Annotated in this window: 19 protein-coding genes and 7 tRNA genes; 2 read left to right on the top strand and 24 right to left on the bottom strand. The window is 42.3% G+C overall.

The features are described from left to right. Positions 1-201: 201 nt before the first annotated feature. The 8 genes from C9J40_RS19225 to leuS all read right to left on the bottom strand — a co-directional run bounded on the left by C9J40_RS19225 (position 202) and on the right by leuS (position 9,597). Positions 202-1,080, bottom strand: a complete 879-nt coding sequence (locus C9J40_RS19225; RefSeq protein WP_107205367.1) for a septal ring lytic transglycosylase RlpA family protein — start codon at positions 1,078-1,080, stop codon at positions 202-204. Next, complete coding sequence (mrdB, locus tag C9J40_RS19220) at positions 1,081-2,202, bottom strand: peptidoglycan glycosyltransferase MrdB (RefSeq protein ID WP_105060818.1); 1,122 nt, start codon at positions 2,200-2,202, stop codon at positions 1,081-1,083. Further along, the gene (mrdA, locus tag C9J40_RS19215) at positions 2,202-4,163 is read right to left on the bottom strand and encodes a penicillin-binding protein 2 (RefSeq protein ID WP_107205368.1); all 1,962 of its coding nucleotides are present in this window, start codon (positions 4,161-4,163) and stop codon (positions 2,202-2,204) included. Before mrdA ends, mrdB begins: the two co-directional genes overlap by 1 nt. Positions 4,164-4,169: 6 nt before the next feature. Further along, a complete protein-coding gene (gene rlmH / locus C9J40_RS19210) occupies positions 4,170-4,640 on the bottom strand; it encodes a 23S rRNA (pseudouridine(1915)-N(3))-methyltransferase RlmH (protein ID WP_005363385.1) in 471 nt (156 codons plus the stop codon). 7 nt (positions 4,641-4,647) lie between these two features. Then, on the bottom strand, positions 4,648-4,965 hold the full coding sequence (gene rsfS, locus C9J40_RS19205; RefSeq protein WP_005363382.1) for a ribosome silencing factor: 318 nt from the start codon (positions 4,963-4,965) through the stop codon (positions 4,648-4,650). 226 nt (positions 4,966-5,191) lie between these two features. After that, complete coding sequence (holA, locus tag C9J40_RS19200; protein WP_107247685.1) at positions 5,192-6,217, bottom strand: DNA polymerase III subunit delta; 1,026 nt, start codon at positions 6,215-6,217, stop codon at positions 5,192-5,194. Continuing rightward, positions 6,214-6,885 (bottom strand): LPS assembly lipoprotein LptE, encoded by a 672-nt coding sequence (gene lptE, locus C9J40_RS19195; protein ID WP_105060815.1) that lies wholly within the window; start codon positions 6,883-6,885, stop codon positions 6,214-6,216. Before lptE ends, holA begins: the two co-directional genes overlap by 4 nt. A 138-nt stretch (positions 6,886-7,023) precedes the next feature. Further along, complete coding sequence (gene leuS / locus C9J40_RS19190; protein WP_107247684.1) at positions 7,024-9,597, bottom strand: leucine--tRNA ligase; 2,574 nt, start codon at positions 9,595-9,597, stop codon at positions 7,024-7,026. A 171-nt stretch (positions 9,598-9,768) separates the two neighbouring features. Here leuS and C9J40_RS19185 point away from each other — a divergent pair, with 171 nt between their 5' ends. Beyond that, positions 9,769-10,251, top strand: coding sequence for a zinc ribbon-containing protein (locus C9J40_RS19185; RefSeq protein ID WP_107205372.1), 483 nt, complete (start codon positions 9,769-9,771; stop codon positions 10,249-10,251). An 87-nt stretch (positions 10,252-10,338) separates the two neighbouring features. On the opposite strand, the gene C9J40_RS19180 is transcribed toward C9J40_RS19185, so the two are convergent. From C9J40_RS19180 to mtgA, 7 genes are all read right to left on the bottom strand, one after another. After that, on the bottom strand, positions 10,339-11,064 hold the full coding sequence (locus C9J40_RS19180) for a YSC84-related protein (protein ID WP_107205373.1): 726 nt from the start codon (positions 11,062-11,064) through the stop codon (positions 10,339-10,341). Between the two features lie 158 nt (positions 11,065-11,222). Then, complete coding sequence (gene lnt, locus C9J40_RS19175; RefSeq protein WP_107205374.1) at positions 11,223-12,776, bottom strand: apolipoprotein N-acyltransferase; 1,554 nt, start codon at positions 12,774-12,776, stop codon at positions 11,223-11,225. Positions 12,777-12,779: 3 nt separating this feature from the next. Beyond that, entirely contained in the window at positions 12,780-13,652 is an 873-nt protein-coding gene (corC, locus tag C9J40_RS19170; protein WP_107205375.1) for a CNNM family magnesium/cobalt transport protein CorC, read from the bottom strand. An 87-nt stretch (positions 13,653-13,739) separates the two neighbouring features. Next, positions 13,740-14,204: an rRNA maturation RNase YbeY gene (gene ybeY / locus C9J40_RS19165; protein WP_107205376.1), complete on the bottom strand. Its 465-nt coding sequence runs from the start codon at positions 14,202-14,204 to the stop codon at positions 13,740-13,742. Next, on the bottom strand, positions 14,204-15,301 hold the full coding sequence (locus C9J40_RS19160) for a PhoH family protein (RefSeq protein WP_107205377.1): 1,098 nt from the start codon (positions 15,299-15,301) through the stop codon (positions 14,204-14,206). The genes ybeY and C9J40_RS19160 overlap by 1 nt, the downstream gene beginning before the upstream one ends. 107 nt (positions 15,302-15,408) lie before the next feature. Continuing rightward, positions 15,409-16,836 carry a tRNA (N6-isopentenyl adenosine(37)-C2)-methylthiotransferase MiaB gene (gene miaB, locus C9J40_RS19155; protein WP_107247683.1) on the bottom strand — a complete coding sequence of 476 codons (1,428 nt, stop codon included), beginning with the start codon at positions 16,834-16,836 and terminating at the stop codon, positions 15,409-15,411. A 160-nt stretch (positions 16,837-16,996) separates the two neighbouring features. Beyond that, a complete protein-coding gene (gene mtgA / locus C9J40_RS19150) occupies positions 16,997-17,716 on the bottom strand; it encodes a monofunctional biosynthetic peptidoglycan transglycosylase (RefSeq protein WP_107205379.1) in 720 nt (239 codons plus the stop codon). 162 nt (positions 17,717-17,878) lie between these two features. Between mtgA and C9J40_RS19145 the strand changes: the two genes are divergently transcribed. Beyond that, a complete protein-coding gene (locus tag C9J40_RS19145; RefSeq protein WP_107205380.1) occupies positions 17,879-19,039 on the top strand; it encodes a 2-octaprenyl-3-methyl-6-methoxy-1,4-benzoquinol hydroxylase in 1,161 nt (386 codons plus the stop codon). A gap of 128 nt (positions 19,040-19,167) precedes the next feature. Here C9J40_RS19145 and C9J40_RS19140 read toward each other — a convergent pair. The 9 genes from C9J40_RS19140 to pth form a co-directional block, all read right to left on the bottom strand. After that, positions 19,168-19,252 (bottom strand) — tRNA-Leu (locus C9J40_RS19140). Positions 19,253-19,286: 34 nt separating this feature from the next. Beyond that, a tRNA-Gln gene (locus C9J40_RS19135) sits at positions 19,287-19,361 on the bottom strand. Between the two features lie 42 nt (positions 19,362-19,403). Then, positions 19,404-19,488: transfer RNA gene (locus C9J40_RS19130), tRNA-Leu, on the bottom strand. Between the two features lie 82 nt (positions 19,489-19,570). Further along, positions 19,571-19,647: transfer RNA gene (locus C9J40_RS19125), tRNA-Met, on the bottom strand. A gap of 38 nt (positions 19,648-19,685) precedes the next feature. Continuing rightward, a tRNA-Gln gene (locus C9J40_RS19120) sits at positions 19,686-19,760 on the bottom strand. A gap of 42 nt (positions 19,761-19,802) precedes the next feature. After that, a tRNA-Leu gene (locus C9J40_RS19115) sits at positions 19,803-19,887 on the bottom strand. Between the two features lie 49 nt (positions 19,888-19,936). Next, positions 19,937-20,013: transfer RNA gene (locus C9J40_RS19110), tRNA-Met, on the bottom strand. Between the two features lie 313 nt (positions 20,014-20,326). Then, positions 20,327-21,418 (bottom strand): redox-regulated ATPase YchF, encoded by a 1,092-nt coding sequence (gene ychF / locus C9J40_RS19105; protein ID WP_107247682.1) that lies wholly within the window; start codon positions 21,416-21,418, stop codon positions 20,327-20,329. Positions 21,419-21,515: 97 nt separating this feature from the next. Further along, the gene (gene pth / locus C9J40_RS19100) at positions 21,516-22,106 is read right to left on the bottom strand and encodes an aminoacyl-tRNA hydrolase (protein ID WP_045153818.1); all 591 of its coding nucleotides are present in this window, start codon (positions 22,104-22,106) and stop codon (positions 21,516-21,518) included. Positions 22,107-22,277: the final 171 nt, after the last annotated feature.

Raw genomic sequence — 22,277 nt, 5'->3', positions numbered from 1 at the left:
CGCTCACTATAGCAGATAACGCCTTACCTATCAGTTGAATGGGGGGAGAATCCCAATTATTGACATTAAGCGGACGTAATGTGCGCAAAGATTGGTGATTACCTCATTGTTGTGAACAAAATAAAGCTTGTATGTTCATTACGTTAAACGAGTAAACATACAAGCCGATGTTATGAGTCCTAAATGTCGATTAGGTTCCCATTATCTATTAACAGTGGTTATAAATGCTTTTGGATAGTGATGAGATTTTACTTTACTAAGTTGTATTTCAGCATCTCGGTGATCCATATAGGGGCCTAAGCGCACACGATATACCGCACGACTCTCAATTTTTTCGATATCAATATCGGTATTGAAGTTACGCTTTAGCTCTTTTTTCATCTCTTCGGCTTTTGCTAAGCTATTTACCGCCGCCAATTGGACAAAATAGTGATGAGGAATTGGAGAGTTCTTCATCGTACTTTTATTTGTCGGCTTGGGTACATTTATCACTTCTATCTTAACTGGGGCTGTGCCAAGACTAATGACGCCAATTTTTGCGGCAGCTGCCATGCTTAAATCGATGATACGACCGTCATGGAATGGACCACGGTCGTTCACTCGAACGATGGTCGATTTACCATTAAGGGTATTGGTTACGCGTACAAAACTCGGAAGCGGTAAGGTTTTATGTGCCGCTGTCATAGCAAACATATTGTACGTTTCACCATTAGAGGTTTTGTGTCCGTGGAACTTTTCACCGTACCAAGAAGCGTAGCCTGTCTCGGTGTAACCTTTGGTGTTTTTTATAATATGGTAGCGTTTACCACGTAATGTGTAGTCTTTATTACCACCACGGCTATAAGGTTCATAATGCGGTACCACTGGCGGCACTTTACTAAAATCAGGTACAACCTTTGGTGCACGGTCATCTTTTAATGAATAACGGCCCGCGTTGGGATCATCATTGGTTGGAGTATTGGGTTTAAACAGTAAACCGGGTGTGGCTTGATCTGCTTTTGTCTCTGCCTGTTGAGGTTTATCTGGCGCGGAGCTACATCCTGCAAGTAGAACAAAGAACAATAAAAAAAGTGAACGCATTTAGGTCGCCTTAGACAACATTTTTCTGTGAGTGTGGATAGACATCAAAATACCGAAGCCAGCTAGTAGGGTCATCATGGATGTGCCGCCGTAGCTCACCAAAGGAAGTGGAACACCCACCACAGGCAGAATGCCACTTACCATGCCGATATTTACAAAAACATAAACAAAGAAACTTAATACAATACTACCAGCCATCATACGCCCAAATGCAGTTTGTGCTTGGCTGGCTAACCATAAACCTCGTCCTAATATGAACAGGTACATTGTTAGTAAACCAATCACACCGGTTAATCCCCATTCCTCTGCAATTACAGCAAAAATGAAGTCGGTATGTCGCTCTGGAACAAATTCAAGCTGTGATTGAGTACCATGGAGCCAACCCTTACCGCTTATTCCACCAGAGCCAATCGCGATTTTGGATTGGATAATATGATATCCTGCACCAAGCGGATCAGACTCTGGATTAAACAAAGTCAACACTCGTGTTCGCTGGTAGTCGTGCATAAGGAAGAACCATAACACAGGAATAAACGCACCGAGTAATACTAACGCCCCGATAATCAGTCTCCAGCTCATTCCTGACAGAAACAGAACAAAGATACCTGATGCAGCCACCAAAATGGAGGTTCCAAGGTCGGGTTGTTTAGCAATTAAGATGGTCGGTGTGAAGATTAATACTAAGGCAACAAAGATATTACGCATCGATGGCGGTAAGGGACGATTACCAATGAATCTTGCCACCATCAAAGGTACAGCGAGTTTTAATAGTTCTGATGGCTGAAAGCGAACAAAACCTAAATTTAACCAACGTTGAGCACCTTTTGATACTTCACCAAAAGCTAATACACTGAATAACAGCAGTAAGCCAATACCAAAGAGGTAAGGTGCCCATGCTTCGTAATGGCGTGGTGCAATTTGCGCGAGTAAAACCATGATCCCTAGTGACATCAGCATGCGCATTGCCTGGCGTTCCATCATAGCAATGTTTTGTCCGCTTGCGCTCCACATGATGATAAGGGCAAATCCCATTAAGGCAAGGATCCCTAGTAATAGTGGCATATCGATATGTAAGCGATCAGTTAACGTTCGCTTGGTACCGGTTGCCGCCATAATACTCATTATTGTACCTCTGTTGGTTGTGTTGCAGTGAGTTCAGGCTTTGATTTAAGATCGCTGTCAGCGATTGGTTTAATTAACATATGATCAAAAATTTGACGTGCAATTGGCCCACCATTACTCGAGCCACCACCGGCATTTTCTAATACCATAGCAACGACGACTTCAGGTTTATCAAATGGCGCAAATGCAGTAAATAACGCATGGTCACGTAGACGCTCTTCAAGTTCATCAGCATTATATTTTTGGTTTTCAGCCAAACCGAATACCTGTGCTGAGCCTGACTTTCCGCCCGCTTCATATGGCGTATCATAAAATGCTTTACGTGCTGTACCACGATTGCCATAAAGCACACGATGCATACCTTCACGAGCAATCTCCCATGTTTCAGGTGTCACGCCTGTTATCGGTGGGAAATCTTTAAATTCAGCTGGTTTAACTGTTTCTTCGTCAATAACATCTTTTAGAAGATGAGGGCGATGAACTACACCGTTATTGACCAGTACAGATGTCGCTTTTGCTATTTGTAATGGTGTTGCTGTCCAATAGCCTTGCCCAATTCCGACAGGAATGGTGTCCCCTTGATACCAAGGACGTTTATGGCGTGCTTGTTTCCACTCACGTGTTGGCATGTTGGCCTTACTTTCTTCGTGAATATCGATACCGGTATAGACGCCATAACCAAATTTATTCATCCAGGTTGAAAGTCTATCGATCCCCATATCGTAGGCGACTTGGTAAAAGTAAGTATCTACTGACTCTTCAATGGCTTTATAAATGTTGACGCGTCCATGTCCCCAACGTAGCCAGTCACGGAATTTACGGCTAGTCGTGTTAGGGATCTGCCACCAACCGGGATCGTTACGGGTGGTTTTTGGCGTGATCACACCTTCTGTTAATGCAGCGACTGCAATTAACGGTTTTACCGTCGATGCTGGTGGATAAATGCCAAGCGTGACACGGTTAACTAATGGGCGATCAGGATTATTTAATAATTCGCGATATTTTTTACTGGAAATCCCACGAACAAATAAATTGGGATCGTAACTTGGGCTAGAAACCATGGCGAGAATAGCATCGTCTTTTGGATCTAACACTACGACAGAGCCACGCTTGTGTTTAATGATCTCTTCACCCGTTTTAGGATCGATCTTACGTTCAGTCAGTAGTTCTTGTACATAAAGCTGAAGCTGAAGATCAATATTTAACGCAATATCTTTGCCAGGGATAGGAGGCACGTACTTAAGGGTACGAATAATACGTCCACGGCTGTTAACTTCGACTTCTTGGTAGCCTGAAGTTCCATGTAGTAGATCTTCGTAATAACGTTCGATACCCAATTTACCGATATCGCGTGTGGCTTTGTAGTTACTGAGTTTCTCAGCTTTATCGAGTTTTTTAAGGTCACGATCGTTAATTTTCGCGACATAACCCAAGACGTGCGTGAGCGAATCACCATATGGATAGTAACGTTTTAAATAGGCTTTAACTTCCACGCCTGGGAATTTATGTTGGTTGACGGCAAACAAAGCAACTTGCTGCTCGTTTAATCCCTCAAGGATCGGCACAGACTTAAAACGGCGAGTACGGCGACGCTCTTTTTTAAATTGCTCAATGTCTTCATCGGTTAGACCTAATACTGATTTTAAATCCGCATAGGTTTGTTCCATGTCTGGTACTTTTTCAATGGTGACTTCAAGGTTATAGATAGGTCGATTTTCAGCCAGAAGCACACCGTTGCGGTCATAAATAAGACCGCGATTAGGTGCGACAGGAACAATTTTGATTCGATTGTCATTAGAACGGGTCTTATAGTCTTGGTGTTGTTCAACCTGAATATTAAAGAGATTGAACAATAAGACACTGACCAGAATGATAATTCCAATAAATGAGACAAGAGCTCGGCGGAAAAACAGCGCCGACTCAGCGCGATGGTCGCGGATCTGGGTTCGCTTTTGTCTCATCGATGGTTATTCCCTGTGGTACGGATGGTTAGCCGTGATGCTCCATGCACGGTATAAACTTTCTGCCATAACGACACGCACTAACGGGTGCGGAAGTGTTAATGGTGATAGTGACCAGCTTTGCTCTGCAGCTGCTTTACAGGCTGGTGAAAGGCCTTCAGGTCCGCCAATTAAAATTGAGACGTCGCGACCATCAAGTTTCCAAACTTCTAGCTGACCTGCTAGTTGCTCGGTATCCCAGCGTTTGCCAGGAATATCTAGAGTAACAATTCGGTTACCCTTAGCAACGGCAGCTAACATCGCTTCACCTTCTTTTTGAAGGATACGAGCAATGTCTGCATTTTTTCCGCGCTTACCTGCTGGGATCTCAATCAATTCCAGAGGCATATCTTTAGGGAAACGGCGGCTATATTCTTTATAGCCTTCCTCAACCCATTTAGGCATTTTTGTGCCAACAGCAATTAATTGAAGCTTCATGACTCACTTAGCTCCAAAGCTTCTCCAGTTGGTATACTTGGCGAGCATCTTCTTGCATGATATGTAGCATTACGTTACCCATATCAACGATCACCCATTGGCCTTCTTCTTCGCCACTAATACCAAATGGAGGGAAGTCAATTAACTTTGATTCTTTGTTTACGTGATCAGCAATAGAGCTCACGTGACGGTTTGAAGTACCAGTACAGATAACCATTACATCTGTGATGCTTGATTTACCACGAACATCAATTGTTACGATGTCTTGTGCTTTAATGTCGTCAATTTTATCAACAATGAAATCGTGTAGTTCTTGAACTTGCAAAGGGATTCCCTCAATAAGCGTTTAATAAATGTTTAGTCGTTATGATCTATTTTACTACTGGCTAGGATAGGTAAAAAGGTTGCGACCGTAATAAGATCGGAAGTATACCACGCTCTTATCTGACAGCGATAAAAGGACATGGTTCAGACGGTGATTTTTCGACCGCTTAAGGTTAGTTTTATAAAAAAAACGGTCAACAATGACTGAAGACCGTATTTATATAGAATTATGTGTGTTGTAAGTGAGTTTCTAAGCCGCAGATTTCAGCACACAGGGCACTAAGGGCTGGCCATGGTGTGGTGTCGTAATCAGTTTTAACCTGGATTTCAAGTTGAGTTAATTGCCGAATGATCTTTACTAAACGCGACAACGGTAAGCGATGAAGTGCACCAATATAAATTTCACGGCGGTTTTGCCACACTCTAAATTGCTCAAAAATGATATTAAGTGGTGTCCCTTTTTTCCCCATCTCTTGCATCTTATAGAGCTGGGTTAACTCTCGTTGCAAGGTACGTAATAAGATCGTGGCTTCAACTCCCTCACCTTGCAATTGACGAAGCACGCGTTGGCTGCGTTTTGCCTGTCCTGCTAATACCGCATCAACCAATTGGAAAGGGGTATAGTGATTATGGCGACTTAATGCTTCTTGTAGGCGAATAATGGTTAGTTCACCATCAGGATAAAGTAAAACCAGCTTATGTAAGCTTTGTGCTAACGCCAGTAAATTACCTTCATGCCATTGCGCTAGCATTTGTACCGATTCATGATCTGGCTTTAAACCGAGCATTCGACAGCGGGTTTGAATAAAGCGCGGCATTTGTTTAGCGTCGGGGGTATTACATGGCACATATAAGCCTAAGCTATCAAGTGCTTTAAACCACTTTGTCGCTTCTTGCTTCTTATTTAAATAAGGGCCTGTCAGTAATAAAAGAATGTCAGGGTTTAAGTGTGCAACAATCTCTAAAAAGGCTTTTGCTTGGTTAGCATTAAGCCCTGTTTCTGGAAATTCTAATTCAATGATTTGCTGGGCTGAGAATAAGCTCATGGCTTGGCAGCAATCGAGAACTTGATTCCAATCTAACTGGTTATCAATGGTAAAACGGTGGCGCTCAAGAAAGCCTTGCTGTTGAGCAAGTTGCTTAATATTGTCACCACATTCTTGTTTAAGTAGTGGCTCATTACCAAATAAAAGGTAAGCCTGACGCAGGCCCTTATTGAGTTGCTGCGTCAGTTGTTCAGGATAAACTCTCATTGCGCGTTATGACTATCATGCTCAATAACTGTATTTGACTGCTTAGCAGGTAACGTTGTAATAATCGTTTTACCTGTCTCATCTGAAGATTCTTTTTTATCTTCTTCGTTAAGAATTTCTTTTAATTGAGAGTCTAATTTATCTTCTTCAATCTTATTAAATACGGCGGTTAGACGCGCTAATTTACGCATAATTTGTTGCGCGGCTTGTTCACGCATAACGTTAACCAATTCATCTTGCTCAACAGACTTCGCTAATGCTGTTAATGGGTTATCAAGGAACGTACGAGTCACTTTGGTGGTATACGTTTGCTGACCTTGATTAGGGATAGTGACTGAGTAATTAACCGTTAAGGTTAAATCGTATTCCGCTTTACCGTTGTTTTGATAAATCGATAAAGTGCGCTCACCTTGAGACTCACTGTTTATATTTAGGTTCGGCACATTTTTCGCAGGTGCAACTTCGCTAATACCATGGAGTTTAAATTGGTATCTAACCATACGGGTTAGCTGACCGTAAGGGTCAAAACTGGTTAATGATAGTTTAGCAATACCGTCAGGAAGCATGTAATTACCGCGAAGGTGGAAGCCACAAGAAGCTGTTGTTAGCGCGAGAAGAGTAATGATAAGTAGTCGAGTTAGGCTGTTGGCCGAGAAAAAACTTTTCACGAAAGTCAGCTCCTTGAAGTAAAAGAAGGTGCGCTAGGCGCAAAATAAAATTGAACGGTTATTATAAAGATCCCCGCAGAAGCGGGGATCTTAAGGTTACTCGCTCTGCTAGATGCACTAACAGAGAAAATAACCTAATTAGCTAGCAACAATGTTAAGCAGTTTACCCGGTACGTAAATGACTTTACGGATCGTTAAACCATCAGTGAACTTAATGACGTTCTCATCGTTTAGACCAAATTCTTCAACTTGTTCTTTTGTTGCATCTGCTGCAACTGTTAACTTAGCACGAAGCTTACCGTTAACTTGAACAATGATCAGCTTCTCATCTTCAACTAATGCTTTTTCGTCAGCTTGTGGCCATAGCGCATTATCAATATCAGTTTCGCCCAGTGCCGCCCACATTTCGAAACAGATATGTGGCGTGATAGGGTAAAGCATAGTAACAATTGCTTTTAGTGCTTCATCAAGAATTGCGCGATCTTGAACTGATTCTTGAGAGGCTTTAGCCAGCTTATTCATCAGCTCCATGATAGCAGCAATTGCAGTGTTGAATGTCTGACGACGACCAATATCATCACTTACTTTTGCAATGGTTTTGTGAATATCACGACGAAGTGCTTTTTGATCTGCAGTTAGTGCTGCTGTATCAACTGCTTCAGCTGCGCCTTTCGCTGTATGTTCACGTACGAGTTTCCAAACACGCTTAAGGAAACGGTTAGCGCCTTCAACGCCTGATTCTTGCCATTCAAGTGTCATGTCGGCAGGTGATGCAAACATCATGAATAGACGAACGGTATCAGCACCGTACTTATCTACCATTTCTTGAGGGTCGATACCGTTGTTCTTAGACTTAGACATTTTGATCATGCCTGAGTGTTCAACGTTGTGACCTTGAGAGTCAACAGCAGACGTGATACGACCTTTACCGTCACGTTCAACAGTTACATCTGTTGGTGCAACCCACTCTTTACCGCCTTTCTCTGTGGTATAGAAGAATGCGTCAGCCAGTACCATGCCTTGACATAGTAATTGTTTGAATGGCTCGTCAGACGTTACGTAGCCTGCATCACGTAGCAATTTGTGGAAGAAGCGAGAGTACAGTAGGTGCATACATGCGTGTTCAATACCACCGATGTATTGATCAACAGGTAGCCAGTAGTTCGCTTTTTCTGGATCTAGAATATCGTCAGCTTGTGGCGAACAGTAACGCGCGTAGTACCAAGACGATTCCATGAAAGTATCGAATGTATCTGTTTCACGAAGTGCTGGTTCACCGTTAAAGGTAGTTTTTGCCCACTCTTTATCCGCTTTGATTGGACTCGTTACGCCATCCATTACCACATCTTCAGGCAAGATCACGGGTAGTTGATCTGCAGGTACTGGGTGAACTTCGCCATCTTCAGTTGTGACCATTGGGATTGGCGCACCCCAGTAACGTTGACGAGAAACGCCCCAGTCACGTAGACGGAAGTTAACTGTCTTTTTACCTTTGCCTTCAGCTTCAAGTTTCGTTGCAATTGCATCGAACGCTTGTTGGAAGTTAAGGCCATCGAATTCACCTGAATTAAACAGTACACCTTTTTCTGTGTATGCCGCCTCAGAAATGTCAGCATCGCTACCATCTTCAGGCTTGATAACCGCCATGATGTCGATGTTGTATTTTGTTGCAAATTCAAAGTCACGCTGATCATGCGCAGGTACTGCCATTACCGCACCTGTGCCGTAATCCATCAGTACAAAGTTTGCAACGTAAACTGGTACTTCACGACCATCTAGTGGGTGGATAGCTGTTAAGCCTGTATCCATGCCTTTCTTTTCCATCGTTGCAAGATCGGCTTCTGCAACTTTGTTATTGCGGCATTCGTGAATGAAATCGGCAAGCGCAGGGTTATTTTCAGCCGCTTTTGCAGCAAGCGGGTGGCCTGCAGCAATGCTGACAAATGTAACCCCCATAAGGGTATCAGGACGGGTAGTATAAACTTCTAGATCGTCTTGACCTTTAACGTTAAATGTTAGTTCAACACCTTCAGAGCGACCAATCCAGTTGCGCTGCATGGTTTTAACCATTTCAGGCCAGCCATCAAGGTTGTCAAGATCGTCAAGTAGCTCTTGCGCGTACTCAGTGATCTTAATGAACCATTGTGGGATCTCTTTTTGCTCAACAGGTGTATCACAACGCCAACAACAACCATCTTCAACCTGCTCGTTAGCAAGTACAGTTTGGTCGTTAGGACACCAGTTAACAGATGAAGTCTTCTTATAAACTAGGCCTTTATTGTAAAGCTTAGTGAAAAACTCTTGTTCCCAACGGTAGTACTCTGGCGTACACGTTGCGAATTCACGGTTCCAATCATAACCAAAGCCTAATAGCTTAAGCTGGTTTTTCATGTACTCAATGTTTTCGTAAGTCCATGGTGCAGGGGCTGTCTTATTTTTTACTGCCGCATTTTCAGCAGGTAGACCAAATGCATCCCAGCCGATTGGCTGCATTACATTTTTACCTTGTAAGCGCTGGTAGCGAGAGATAACATCACCGATAGTGTAGTTACGCACGTGACCCATGTGCAGTCGACCACTAGGGTACGGGAACATGGACAGACAATAGAATTTTTCTTTATTAGGGTCTTCACTAACAACAAATGTTTTTTTGTTGTCCCAATGTTCTTGAACTTTTTGTTCAATGTCCTGTGGACGATATTGTTCTTGCATCGATGACATCCGGGATTTTGTGAGTTTAATATAAACACATTAAAATTAATCGACATAGAATAACCAAAGGTAAAGGTGTCAACAATAGCTGAAGGCAATTCGGTACCTTTAATCTTCTATTTGGCGGTATTTCAGCACGCTTTTAGTCAATATAGGCTAAGGAGAAACATCATGACTCAGCAAAAAGCACATTACGAAGCACTATTAGAAAAAGTAACAGAGACATTAAAGAATAGCCCACACGAGCTTAAGAAGTTTATTGAGACGACTGAACTGTATGGTAAAGCCGCCAGCGATATGACCAAAGATGAACTTGCACTGATCGAAGCATATTTAAAAAGTGATTTAAAAACATTCAGTGATGAAGTGAAAAATAGCCCTGAACCGTTTAAAGAAAGTCCATTCTATAAGTTAGTAAGTGAAACAGTATGGCGACACCTTGCTGAGATCACAGACAAAACACAATTAGAGTGGATTGAGGTGATGGATGATATTAAACATAAAGGAGTGTATCGCGCAGGTGAGCTGGTTGGACTTGGACATTTAGTTTGTGAAAAATGTGGTCATCAACAAACCATTACGCATGTGACTCGTATTGAGCCATGCATTAAGTGCGGTTGCGTAGAGTTTAATCGTCAGCCTTTAGAGCCTTAATCTTCGTATAGGGGATTAATGCAAAAAATAAAAACGCAGCGAATAGGCTGCGTTTTTTATTTTAGAATAAGTCATGACGCTTAGGCGTTAAAAATCGTCAGGGCGCTCGATAGTATCAACCACAACAGCAGAATCATCTTGGGGTTGAGTTAACGTTGCTGCTGGTTTTTGCTGTTTCTGTTTTGCTGGCTGCTGAAGCCCTTGGGGAACATCGTTATCGTAACCTTTTACTTTTCGCGTTGCTTCTGTCATCGGCTCGAAAGTGAACTTTTGTCCAGCCAGTGATGCTTCAACCATGGCGCCGCCTTTCGTTTTGGTGAAAATGGCTACGCCATTGATGTAACTTTTTGTTGCATAGTTACCATTAGAGCCAGCACCGGCACCCGCGGTTCCCGCTTTTGCAGATGCGCCTTCATCTATGGCTACTGCTGATGCTTGGGCATCTAGCTCAAAGCTGCCGCTGACGAAATTGTCATAAGCACGTTTGTCTTGGAAAAACAGAATCTCGCTGTAAGCTTGCCCCCCGAATTGTAAGCCAATAGAAACTTGAAATAGTTTTGCAAATCCAGTGGCTTTATTCGCTTTAAAGACAACGCCCTTACCATAAGCACCACCAACCCAGAAGCCACCTTTACCGACAGATGGAAAAACCGCATAGCCATAGGCTGAGTTAAAGAAAGGTTGTGTTTGCGGTGATTGGTAAAAATGATCTAATGCGATTTTTGTATCGCTATCTTGTGCAAACACAGACGTTGAACTCAGCATTACGGCACAGGCACATAAGGTTACAAATAGTTTATGTATCGCTTTCATTATCCGATCCTTGTGGGTTGCGTAAGTACCAAGGGAAGCCTTACGAATCATAGGTTCTCATTATTAAGTGTTCTTTCTATATTTATTTTGTTATTCAACTCAACATACCATGAGCTGAAAAAAAAGGTGAAGTTTAAAGCTTCACCTTTTTGAGTATCTTATTCTATTTCTAATTGCCTTGTGTCACGGAAATGTCCACGTTGACGGCGGATAAGGATCCAAGATAACGCGAAAGCCCAGAAGCTATAGAAATATAAAGGCCAACTACCCATGGTAGTATAAGGTGTCATACCTATCGTTGGGATCACCGTTGCTTTTAGTACTCCAGTGACAAACTGAGGTAATTTTTTAGTGATCATCCCCTTATAATCAACGACCGCTGTAATACCTGTATTAGTTGCACGTAAGAGTGGTTTCCCCAATTCTAATGCGCGCATTTGGGCTATTTCCATATGTTGGAAAGGACCAATAGAGTGACCAAACCATGCGTCATTAGAAAGCGTTAGTAGCATTTCCGTGTGCTTGGTTATGTTCTCACGCATTTGCTCACTAAATGCCACTTCATAACATAATGCAGGTGCTATTGAATAGCCATGGGCTTGAATATTCGGTTGTATATAAGCACCACGGCTAAATGATGACATTGGCAAGTTAAACAACGGTGCAATAGGGCGCAATAAATTGCCAAACGGCACAAACTCACCAAATGGGAGTAAGTGATGCTTACTGTATCGTGTTGCTGTGTCGTAGTTATACGGACCATCAGCATCCACACCGAGAGTTAAGATATTATTGAAGAACTGACCATCAGGTTTTTGATCAAGAATACCGGTGATCACTGTACTGTTATGGGCACGGGCTGCATTATCTAAGCCTTGTAAAAAAACAGGAATATGTGCTTCGAGTGCAGGGATTGCAGCTTCAGGCCAAATAATAAGGTCGGATCCCCAGTTTTCACGGGTGAGATCCATATATTTCATCAAGGTTGGCCAACGTTGGCTCGGTAGCCATTTTTGGTCTTGAGGAATATTGCCTTGAATTAAAGCGACAGACACGCTGTGTTTATGATCAGGTTTCACCCATTGTGCTTTTCCTGCCCATAAAGACAAACCAATAATGACAATAGGGATCAGTAATGGTTTCCAATTACGGTAGGTTATCGCAGCAACAATCGCACCGGAAATAAGCACTAAGGCAAGGGTAATACCTTCAACGCCGAAGATTGGCGCAATAGCAGCCAAGGGAGTATCAATTTGGCTGTAACCCATCCATAACCATGGGAAGCCAGTAAATAGCCAACCACGTATCCAGTCTAAAATTAACCAGATCACAGGGCCTGTTAACAGTAGCTGGTGGAAAGGGCGAGTACGATTAAAGCGATTGTAGAGATAGCCATATAACGCAGGGTATAGTGCTAAGTAGCTGATCAGCAGTGTCATTAAGAAGACACTTGCAATCTTTGGCATACCACCAAAGTTATCTATACTCACGTGTACCCAGCTTATGCCAGTACCAAACATACCTAAACCGTAAAGAAAACCGATTAGGGCTGAACGTTTGGCTGTTTTATGTTGGAGTAAAAAGAAAAAAGCGATGAGAGATAATGGCGCGAGAAGCCAGTAGTTATAAGGTGCAAAAGAAAGTGTTGCAATTGCACCCGCAGGTACAGCTGCAAGCAGCTGTCCCCACGATAATAATGATTTTTTTGTCATTCTTTAAGAAGTAATAGTCGGTTGAAATGCTTCGTCAGGTACCGTTACTTGTAACTGGATAACACGACGGTTATCGGCAGAAGTCACTTTAAACGAGTAACCATTAACTTCAACAACTTCACCACGTGTTGGTAGGTGACCAAAGTTCATCATCACAAGTCCGCCGACAGTATCGACTTCTTCATCACAGAATGAGGTTTGGAATAGTTCATTGAAATCTTCAATGGTTGTCAGTGCTTTTACCGCAAAAGTATGTTTACTTAACTGACGGACATCTTGCTCTTCCTCGTCATCGAATTCATCTTCAATTTCGCCAACGATTTGTTCAAGAATATCTTCAATGGTGATAACGCCTGAAACACCACCAAACTCATCAACCACAATAGCCATGTGGTAACGTTCTTCACGGAACTCTTTTAATAGTCGGTCAACGCGCTTACTTTCCGGCACCACAACGGCGGGACGCAGCACTTTATCCATATCAAAAGGCTCGCTATCAGGAAGCAGATAACGCAGGAGATCTTTAGCAAGTAAGATACCTTCTACGTGATCTTTATCATCACTGATAACTGGGTAACGAGAGTGTTGGGCTTCAACAATTAAATCAATCAGATCTTCTAACTTCTGAGAACGTTCAATCGTGATCATTTGCGAACGTGGGATCATGATGTCACGAACACGCATTTCAGAAATTTCCATAACACCCTCAAGCATATCGCGAGTGTCATGGTCGATTAGATCGTTTTCTTCTGAATCTCGAAAAACTTCAACCAATTCTTCACGGTTTTGTGGATCACCTTGAAATAGTTGGCCAATACGTTCAAAGAAGGACTTTCTACTCGGACCTTCAGATGTTGGAGAGTTATCTTCGTTCATTATTTACTTTCAGCAAATAGCTTGTCAGCTAAGTGGACGATGCCACGGAAATGCGATTCATCGTTGGATGAATCGCGATATAAATGATTACAGCTTCTCAGAAATATAAGGGTCAACAAATCCCATGTTTTGCATGATCTCTGTTTCCAAATTTTCCATTTCTTCAGCTTCTTCATCTTCAATATGATCATAACCTAGCAGATGGAGACTGCCATGTACAACCATATGTGCCCAGTGTGCTTTTAGGGGCTTATTTTGTTCAACGGCTTCTTTTTCTACAACTTGACGACAAATAATTAAATCGCCAAGCAGTTCCAATTCCATGCCAGGAGGCGCTTCAAATGGGAAAGATAACACATTTGTTGGACGATCTTTACCACGGTACTCGAGATTTAGTGCATGGCTCTCTTTTTCATCAACTAAACGGATCGTGACTTCTGCATCAGCTTGAAAAGGGATAACGGCTGCATTTAACCACTGTTGAAACTCAGCTTCTGTCGGTAACCCGTCCAGGCTCTCAGTGGCGTGTTGTAAATCGAGGTAAATAGCCATTAATTACTCTTTTCTGATTCTATCTTTGCCGCAGTAGCGACGGCAACTAATGCCGCTTCTTTTGCTTCCTGCTCTGCTCGACGGCGTTGCTCTGCAAGCTTACGTTGTTTTTGGTCTTCGCTTTCCCATACTTCGTAAGCTTGAACAATACGTGCTACCACAGGATGTCGAACGACATCATCGGCTAAGAAGAAATTAAAGCTGATCTCATCAACTTCAGACAATACTTCAATAGCATGACGTAGCCCTGAACGTGCACCACGAGGTAGGTCAATTTGCGTCACATCACCTGTGATCACGGCACGAGAATTAAAACCAATACGAGTAAGGAACATTTTCATCTGCTCCACTGTAGTGTTTTGGCTTTCATCTAGAATAATAAATGCATCATTAAGGGTACGTCCACGCATATATGCTAATGGGGCAACTTCAATCACATTTCGTTCAATTAATTTTTCTACACGCTCGAAACCTAACATTTCAAATAGCGCATCATAGAGAGGACGTAAGTAAGGGTCGACTTTTTGGCTTAGATCGCCAGGAAGGAAACCTAACTTTTCCCCAGCTTCTACTGCTGGACGTGTTAATAGAATACGTCGGATCTCTTGACGTTCTAATGCATCAACGGCAGCGGCAACGGCAAGGTAGGTTTTACCTGTACCAGCTGGACCAATACCAAAGGTTATATCATGCGTCACCATATTGGCAATATATTGCGCTTGGTTAGGGGTACGCGGTTTAATTACACCTTTTTTGGTTTTGATGTGAATTTCTTTACCGTATGGGATAGAAGATTCTGTTGTTTGCTCTAATATGCCAGATTCTTTGATCGCAAGGTGGATTTGATCTGGTTCGATATCAGGAATCACGTTACGAACTGGCGCCGTATCAACGTAGAGATCTTTGATGATATTTGTCGCAGCCTCTACGGAATAGTTTTTTCCAACTACGCTAAAGTTATTGCTACGGTGATTAATTTCAACCCCTAATCGACGTTCTAATTGTTTGATATTATCGTCGAAAGGGCCACAAAGACTAGATAAACGTTGGTTATCAGCCGGCTCTAGTTGAAATTCTACAGTAATTATTTTGCTCAAGGTTTGCCTCTCATTAAGGCCGCCATGATGACGGCCATAGGTTCAGGGCAGGAGACGTACTCAGGTAAAACGTACATGCCTACCAATGTAGAGCAAGAGCTAACGGTTTACTCTGGTGTAAATACGCCTACACCCAATTCATTTTCTTTACGTGTTTTTGCCATCATTTCAGATGGTGACATTGCAACACGTAGATCCATTTCTGCTTCAGTACGTACTAATTCGCCACGTAGGGAGTTGGTAAATACATCAACAATTTTCACATCGACGAATTGACCAATTAAATCAGCAGAGCCTTCAAAGTTTACGATTCGATTGTTTTCAGTACGGCCACGCAGTTCCATCACGTTTTTACGTGAAGGACCTTCAACAAGGATACGTTGTTCTGTACCTAACATTTGACGCGCATGTCGCATTGCTTGGCTGTTTAGCTGTTGCTGTAGTGCGTATAAACGTTCTTTCTTCACTTCTTCAGACAAATCACAAGGGTAATCAGCTGCTGGTGTACCTGGACGTGGAGAGAAGATAAAGCTGTAACTAATATCAAAGTCGATTTCACGAATTAACTTCATCGTATCTTCGAAATCTTGATCCGTTTCACCAGGGAACGCGACGATAAAGTCTGAGCTCATTGTGATATCTGGGCGAACTTTACGCAATTTACGAATCTTAGATTTGTACTCTATTGCCGTATGAGGGCGTTTCATCATCGTCAGAATACGATCTGAACCACTTTGTACTGGTAAGTGTAAGTAGTTCACTAATTCTGGTGTATCTTTGTACACATCAATAATGTCATCAGTAAATTCAATAGGATGACTAGTTGTGTAACGAATACGGTCAATACCATCAATCGCAGCGACTAAACGCAGTAACTCGGCAAAGCTTGCTAGTTCTCCATCGTGCATTGGACCACGATAAGCATTTACGTTTTGTCCAAGTAGATTGACTTCACGAACGCCTTGTTCTGCAAGTTGTGCAATTTCAAACAGTACATCATCTAGTGGACGGCTCACTTCTTCACCGCGAGTATAAGGTACTACGCAGTAAGTACAGTATTTAGAACAACCTTCCATAATAGATACAAATGCTGTTGCGCCTTCAGCACGAGGCTCAGGCAAGCTATCGAATTTCTCAACTTCAGGGAAGGAGATATCCATAACGGTTTTTTCATTTGATTGTGAACGCTTAATCATCTCTGGCAAACGGTGCAGTGTTTGCGGACCAAAGATTACGTCAACATACGGTGCACGTTTACGAATCGAGTCACCTTCTTGCGTGGCTACACAACCACCGACACCGATCACAAGATCTGGCTTATTATCTTTTAATTTTTTCCAACGCCCTAGCTGATGGAAAACTTTCTCTTGTGCCTTCTCACGGATCGAGCAGGTGTTAAGTAGCACAACATCTGCTTCTTCTGGGATATCGGTTAACTCAAAGCCATTAGCTGCATTAAGAAGATCTGCCATTTTTGATGAATCGTATTCGTTCATCTGGCAGCCCCAGGTTTTGATCAGCAGTTTCTTCGCCATCTCTAACTCTTCGCTCGTAGTGTTGATTTCATTACATTCAGATTACGGGCTGACAGGGGACATGATAGTCATCGCCTGTAGCAAGCCGCGTATTGTACTGCTTTAAACTCGCTCTGACCAGAACATCACCACCCTGAATAAATTGTGGGTTTATTCCAATCTATGGGTAAAGATGGAATGATTTAAAAAGTGATTGTTCATTATAGACTTTATCGAGCGTTACCATACCAAGTTGGTGCATTTGACGGCGGATCCATAGAGTACGTTGATAGACGTAATTACTCATTGGTGATGCTTTTATCTTATATGGGTTTGGTAATACCGCAGCAAGCTGTGCAGCCTGTTGGATACTTAGTTGGCTGGCTGGTATATGGAAAAAGTGTTCACTTGCTGCTTCTACACCATAAATACCAGGACCGAATTCAATAATATTTAGGTAAACTTCAAGAATACGTTCTTTTCCCCAAACTATTTCCATCAATAAAGAGAAATATAATTCGATACCTTTACGAATATATGAGTGTATTGGGAATAGAAACATATTTTTAGCCGCTTGCTGGCTAATCGTACTGGCTCCACGTACAGGCCCATTTTTACCTTCGTGTCTTAACACTGACAGTGTCGCTTGTATGTCAATGCCGTGATGCTCAGGAAAGGTTTGATCTTCTGAAGCAATCACCGCTAACTGCATATTTTTTGATATTTCATCTAAATTAACCCACTGATGTTGAGTGTGCGCAGGGTAACCTTGAGGTGGAAATAGTGTTCGGCTAATCTCCCATCCCCAAAATGGTGGATTAATAAACTTAAAAATAATCACGAGAAATATAGGAAACAAAAGTACAAATAAAAGAAATTTAGTAAAAAAACGTTTTAGCATGGTAAGACTGTTTCCTGATTATCAAAGTGATTGCACAATAAAAGAATGTTTATCTTAGTGACATTCCTTATATATTAAAATTTTTTATACAATTCGAGTTACTATGATGGTTTATTGGATTATAACCAAATAATGAGCCTGAACGTAATAGGTAGGTAAATAATGAAGCAGTATGATGTCATCGTTGCGGGTGGCGGTATGGTTGGGGCAGCAACCGCGCTTGGCTTAGCGAAGTTAGGTTTAGATGTTGCTGTATTAGAAGGCTTTGCCCCTCGACCTTTTGCAAACACACAACCGATGGATTTACGTGTTTCCGCAATTTCTCCTCATTCCGTTGCATTATTAGATCGGTTAGGCGCATGGAATGAGGTGCTCAACATGCGTTTGTGTCCTTTTAAACGATTGGAAACATGGGAAAATCCAGAATGTCGTACACGCTTTAATGCTGATGACATGGGGTTAGATCAACTAGGCTATATTGTTGAAAATCGCCTGTTGCAACTTGCGCTTTGGCAGCAATTCGACAATATCGAGAACTTGACGTTATATTGCCCATCAAAAATGGTTTCAACAACATCGATTGAAAATGGCTATATCGTTGAGCTAGAAAATACTCAACAGCTACAGTGTCGATTATTAATTGGTGCCGATGGTGCTAATTCTCAAGTACGCCAACAAGCCGGTATTGGTATTACTGCGTGGGATTACCGCCAACACTGCATGCTCATTAATATAGAAACAGCATTGCCGCAACAAGATATTACTTGGCAGCAGTTTACGCCAGCAGGCCCTCGTTCATTCTTACCGTTGCCAGGACATCAAGGTTCATTAGTATGGTATGACAGCCCTGAACGTATTCGACGCCTATCACATATGACTACCGAACAGTTGCATGCAGAGATCTCTGCCGTTTTTCCTGAAGAGCTTGGTGAGTTCAGTGTGGTTGATCATGGATCTTTTCCATTAACGCGTCGTCACGCACAAACCTATTACAAGCCAAATGTCGTTTTATTAGGTGATGCTGCTCATACGATTAATCCATTAGCAGGCCAAGGTGTGAATCTTGGCTTTAAAGATGTTGATGTTTTACTTCAAGAAATAGAAGCGGCAGGTGAGCATTGGGCGGAAAGTTCGGTACTTGATAAGTACCAACGTCGTCGTCGTCCTGATAACCTTATAATGCAAACAGGGATGGATTTTTTCTATGTGACATTTAGTAATAACATCACGCCATTAAAGTTTATTCGTAATGCAGGACTTCGTTTAGCTGATGGGGCTGGCGGTATTAAAAAACAAGTATTGAAATACGCGATGGGTCTTTAGTTAAAGATTTTGCTATTTTTATAACGAAATGCAGAAAGCCGAGAGACATGATCTATCGGCTTTTTCTTTATCTAATAATATATCGCTAGATAAAAGAAAACCCACTCAAAGAGTGGGTTTCTAGTGTATGGTGCGGAAGGAGAGACTTGAACTCTCACACCTTGCGGCGCCAGAACCTAAATCTGGTGCGTCTACCAATTCCGCCACTTCCGCATGATTAATCGTCGAGACAATCAATCTTAAATAATGGCAGGTCTACCTGGATTCGAACCAGGGAATGGCGGCATCAAAAGCCGCTGCCTTACCGCTTGGCGATAGACCTACAGCGCTTGTTCATACAAGACTTTTCACAAACTAGAGAGAATGGTGCGGAAGGAGAGACTTGAACTCTCACACCTTGCGGCGCCAGAACCTAAATCTGGTGCGTCTACCAATTCCGCCACTTCCGCATATTGTCAGTTACAAGTAACTGTTGTCTCTAGTTGTATAATTTAAATCAGTAATTGGTAAAAAGCTGATTTAAAGAATAAATGGTGGCTACGACGGGATTCGAACCTGTGACCCCATCATTATGAGTGATGTGCTCTAACCAACTGAGCTACGTAGCCAACACAGAATACTGAATTTCATCAATACTCTTAAATAATGGCAGGTCTACCTGGATTCGAACCAGGGAATGGCGGCATCAAAAGCCGCTGCCTTACCGCTTGGCGATAGACCTACTAGTGCTTTTTAAAAGCATCTCTCAACGCTATTGAGAGAATGGTGCGGAAGGAGAGACTTGAACTCTCACACCTTGCGGCGCCAGAACCTAAATCTGGTGCGTCTACCAATTCCGCCACTTCCGCATGTTATCAGTTTCTAGAACCGATATTCAATTTTAACGTGAAAATTGAATGGTGGCTACGACGGGATTCGAACCTGTGACCCCATCATTATGAGTGATGTGCTCTAACCAACTGAGCTACGTAGCCATTTTCCGTTTTTTAACACTGATTCTTAACGAATCACTGTGTCGGGAACGGGGCGCATTATGCTCATACCAGCGAAAACCGTCAATAGTTTTTTTAAATATATCGTCAAAATTCGTTTGTTCGGCGCATATTTGGGCGATGTGTGCGAATGACAAACTGAAATTACGATTGTCAGCTTAAAACTTCAAAAAATGTGAACACTATCAAGTTATTTATATTGCTAACAAATAAGTGAAATTTATATTTAGATGAAAATAAGCCAGCTAATAAAGCTGGCTTATAGAATTTGTAAAATTAGCGGCTAAGCTACAAATTACACGTTAAAACGGAAATGAACAACATCACCGTCTTTAACAATGTACTCTTTACCTTCTAGACGCCATTTACCTGCTTCCTTAGCACCTGACTCACCACCGAAATTGATGTAATCGTCATAGCCAATAACTTCTGCACGAATAAAGCCTTTTTCGAAGTCCGTGTGGATAACACCCGCTGCTTTTGGTGCTGTTGCACCGACAGGGATTGTCCATGCTCGCACTTCTTTAACACCTGCTGTAAAGTAAGTCTGAAGAGACAATAGCTGATAACCTGAACGGATAACACGGTTAAGACCTGGTTCTTCGATACCCATATCGGCAAGGAACTCTTCACGATCTTCATCATCCAGTTCAGCGATCTCTGATTCCATTGCCGCACATACTGGAACAACAACCGCATTTTCTTCAGCTGCACGTGCAATAACTTTGTCAAGGAATGGGTTATTTTCAAAACCATCTTCATTAACATTAGCGATGTACATGGTTGGCTTAAGCGTTAAGAAGTGTAGGTAATCGATCGCCGCTTTTTCTTCTTTTGTCAGCTCAAGTGCACGTAGCATGCCACCTTCAGTTAGGTGAGGAAGCATCTTCTCTAGTACTTTGATTTCAAACTTAGCATCGTTATCACCGCCTTTTGCGCGTTTAGCTAAACGCTGGATTGCGCGTTCACACGTATCTAAGTCTGCCATCGCAAGCTCAAGATTGATGATATCCATGTCTTCTAACGGATCGATACGGCCAGCAACGTGGACAATATTATCGTTTTCGAAACAACGAACAACGTGGCCAATAGCATCTGTTTCACGGATGTTAGCTAGGAATTTATTACCTAGACCTTCACCTTTAGATGCACCAGCAACAAGACCCGCGATATCAACAAACTCCATCGTCGTTGGCATAATTCGTTCTGGATTTACGAATACTGCCAATGCATCCATACGTGGATCAGGAACAGGTACTACACCTGTGTTTGGTTCAATAGTACAGAACGGGAAGTTTGCTGCTTCAATGCCTGCTTTTGTTAAGGCGTTGAATAGAGTTGACTTACCAACGTTTGGTAGACCTACGATACCGCATTTAAAACCCATGGTTTAAAACCCTTTTGGTGATTATTCTGTGTAACAACTCAACTATAGTACGAATGACTGTATCTATAGCGGCAAAATAGTACGCGAAAATGTGTGGCTATTCTGCTTTGAATGTATGTAGGCGATTTTGCGCCTTTGTTAAGCCGTCTTTAAGTAAGATATCAATGCAGCGAACAGATTCATCTACTGCAGCATCAATCAATTCTTGCTCTTTAGCAGGTGCTTTTCCAAGTACGTAGCCTGCGACTTTGTTTTTATCGCCTGGATGACCGATAGCGATCCTCAGACGATAGAAATCTTTATTGTTGCCCATTTTACTAATGATATCGCGAAGACCATTATGTCCGCCATGACCACCACCTTTTTTAAATTTCGCAACACCGGGTGGTAAATCTAATTCATCGTGAGCAACTAAAATTTCTTCGGGTTTGATTTGGAAGAAGTTAGCTAACGCAGCAACCGACTTTCCTGACAGATTCATAAAAGTCGATGGGATCAATAGGCGAAGATCTTGTCCATTGGCTGTAATTCTTCCTGTTAAACCAAAATACTTGGGATCAGGGCGAAGGGTTACATTGTGGACGCGCGCTAATTCTTCAACGACCCATGCACCGGCATTATGGCGGGTGTTGGCGTACTCTTGACCCGGGTTAGCGAGGCCAACAAGCAAACGAATATTATTACTCACGTTTATCTCTCTTGTCATTTACCAGTAACTTAGCAGGTTGCACCTGAAATTATAGTGACAATGAGTTACTGGGTGTTGGGCTCAAAACGCGCCATATATTATATTAAATTAACTAAAATTGATATGGCTCTTCGTAGTCACTGTTTTTGCTGGCTAGACAAAAGAAAACGC

The sequence above is a fragment of the Photobacterium sp. GB-72 genome, from assembly GCF_003026095.1.
In the GTDB taxonomy this organism is placed as follows: Bacteria; Pseudomonadota; Gammaproteobacteria; order Enterobacterales; family Vibrionaceae; genus Photobacterium.
This window is presented reverse-complemented; position numbering and strand designations above follow the sequence as displayed.

Bases quoted from the DNA above. Each gene is read 5' to 3' on its own strand.
- C9J40_RS19225 (WP_107205367.1), bottom strand. From the start codon at position 1,080: ATGCGTTCACTTTTTTTATTGTTCTTTGTTCTACTTGCAGGATGTAGC.
- mrdB (WP_105060818.1), bottom strand. From the start codon at position 2,202: ATGAGTATTATGGCGGCAACCGGTACCAAGCGAACGTTAACTGATCGC.
- lnt (WP_107205374.1), bottom strand. From the start codon at position 12,776: ATGACAAAAAAATCATTATTATCGTGGGGACAGCTGCTTGCAGCTGTA.
- rlmH (WP_005363385.1), bottom strand. From the start codon at position 4,640: ATGAAGCTTCAATTAATTGCTGTTGGCACAAAAATGCCTAAATGGGTT.
- mrdA (WP_107205368.1), bottom strand. From the start codon at position 4,163: ATGAGACAAAAGCGAACCCAGATCCGCGACCATCGCGCTGAGTCGGCG.
- C9J40_RS19145 (WP_107205380.1), top strand. From the start codon at position 17,879: ATGAAGCAGTATGATGTCATCGTTGCGGGTGGCGGTATGGTTGGGGCA.
- mtgA (WP_107205379.1), bottom strand. From the start codon at position 17,716: ATGCTAAAACGTTTTTTTACTAAATTTCTTTTATTTGTACTTTTGTTT.
- C9J40_RS19180 (WP_107205373.1), bottom strand. From the start codon at position 11,064: ATGAAAGCGATACATAAACTATTTGTAACCTTATGTGCCTGTGCCGTA.
- corC (WP_107205375.1), bottom strand. From the start codon at position 13,652: ATGAACGAAGATAACTCTCCAACATCTGAAGGTCCGAGTAGAAAGTCC.
- holA (WP_107247685.1), bottom strand. From the start codon at position 6,217: ATGAGAGTTTATCCTGAACAACTGACGCAGCAACTCAATAAGGGCCTG.
- ychF (WP_107247682.1), bottom strand. From the start codon at position 21,418: ATGGGTTTTAAATGCGGTATCGTAGGTCTACCAAACGTTGGTAAGTCA.
- leuS (WP_107247684.1), bottom strand. From the start codon at position 9,597: ATGCAAGAACAATATCGTCCACAGGACATTGAACAAAAAGTTCAAGAA.
- C9J40_RS19185 (WP_107205372.1), top strand. From the start codon at position 9,769: ATGACTCAGCAAAAAGCACATTACGAAGCACTATTAGAAAAAGTAACA.
- miaB (WP_107247683.1), bottom strand. From the start codon at position 16,836: ATGGCGAAGAAACTGCTGATCAAAACCTGGGGCTGCCAGATGAACGAA.
- ybeY (WP_107205376.1), bottom strand. From the start codon at position 14,204: ATGGCTATTTACCTCGATTTACAACACGCCACTGAGAGCCTGGACGGG.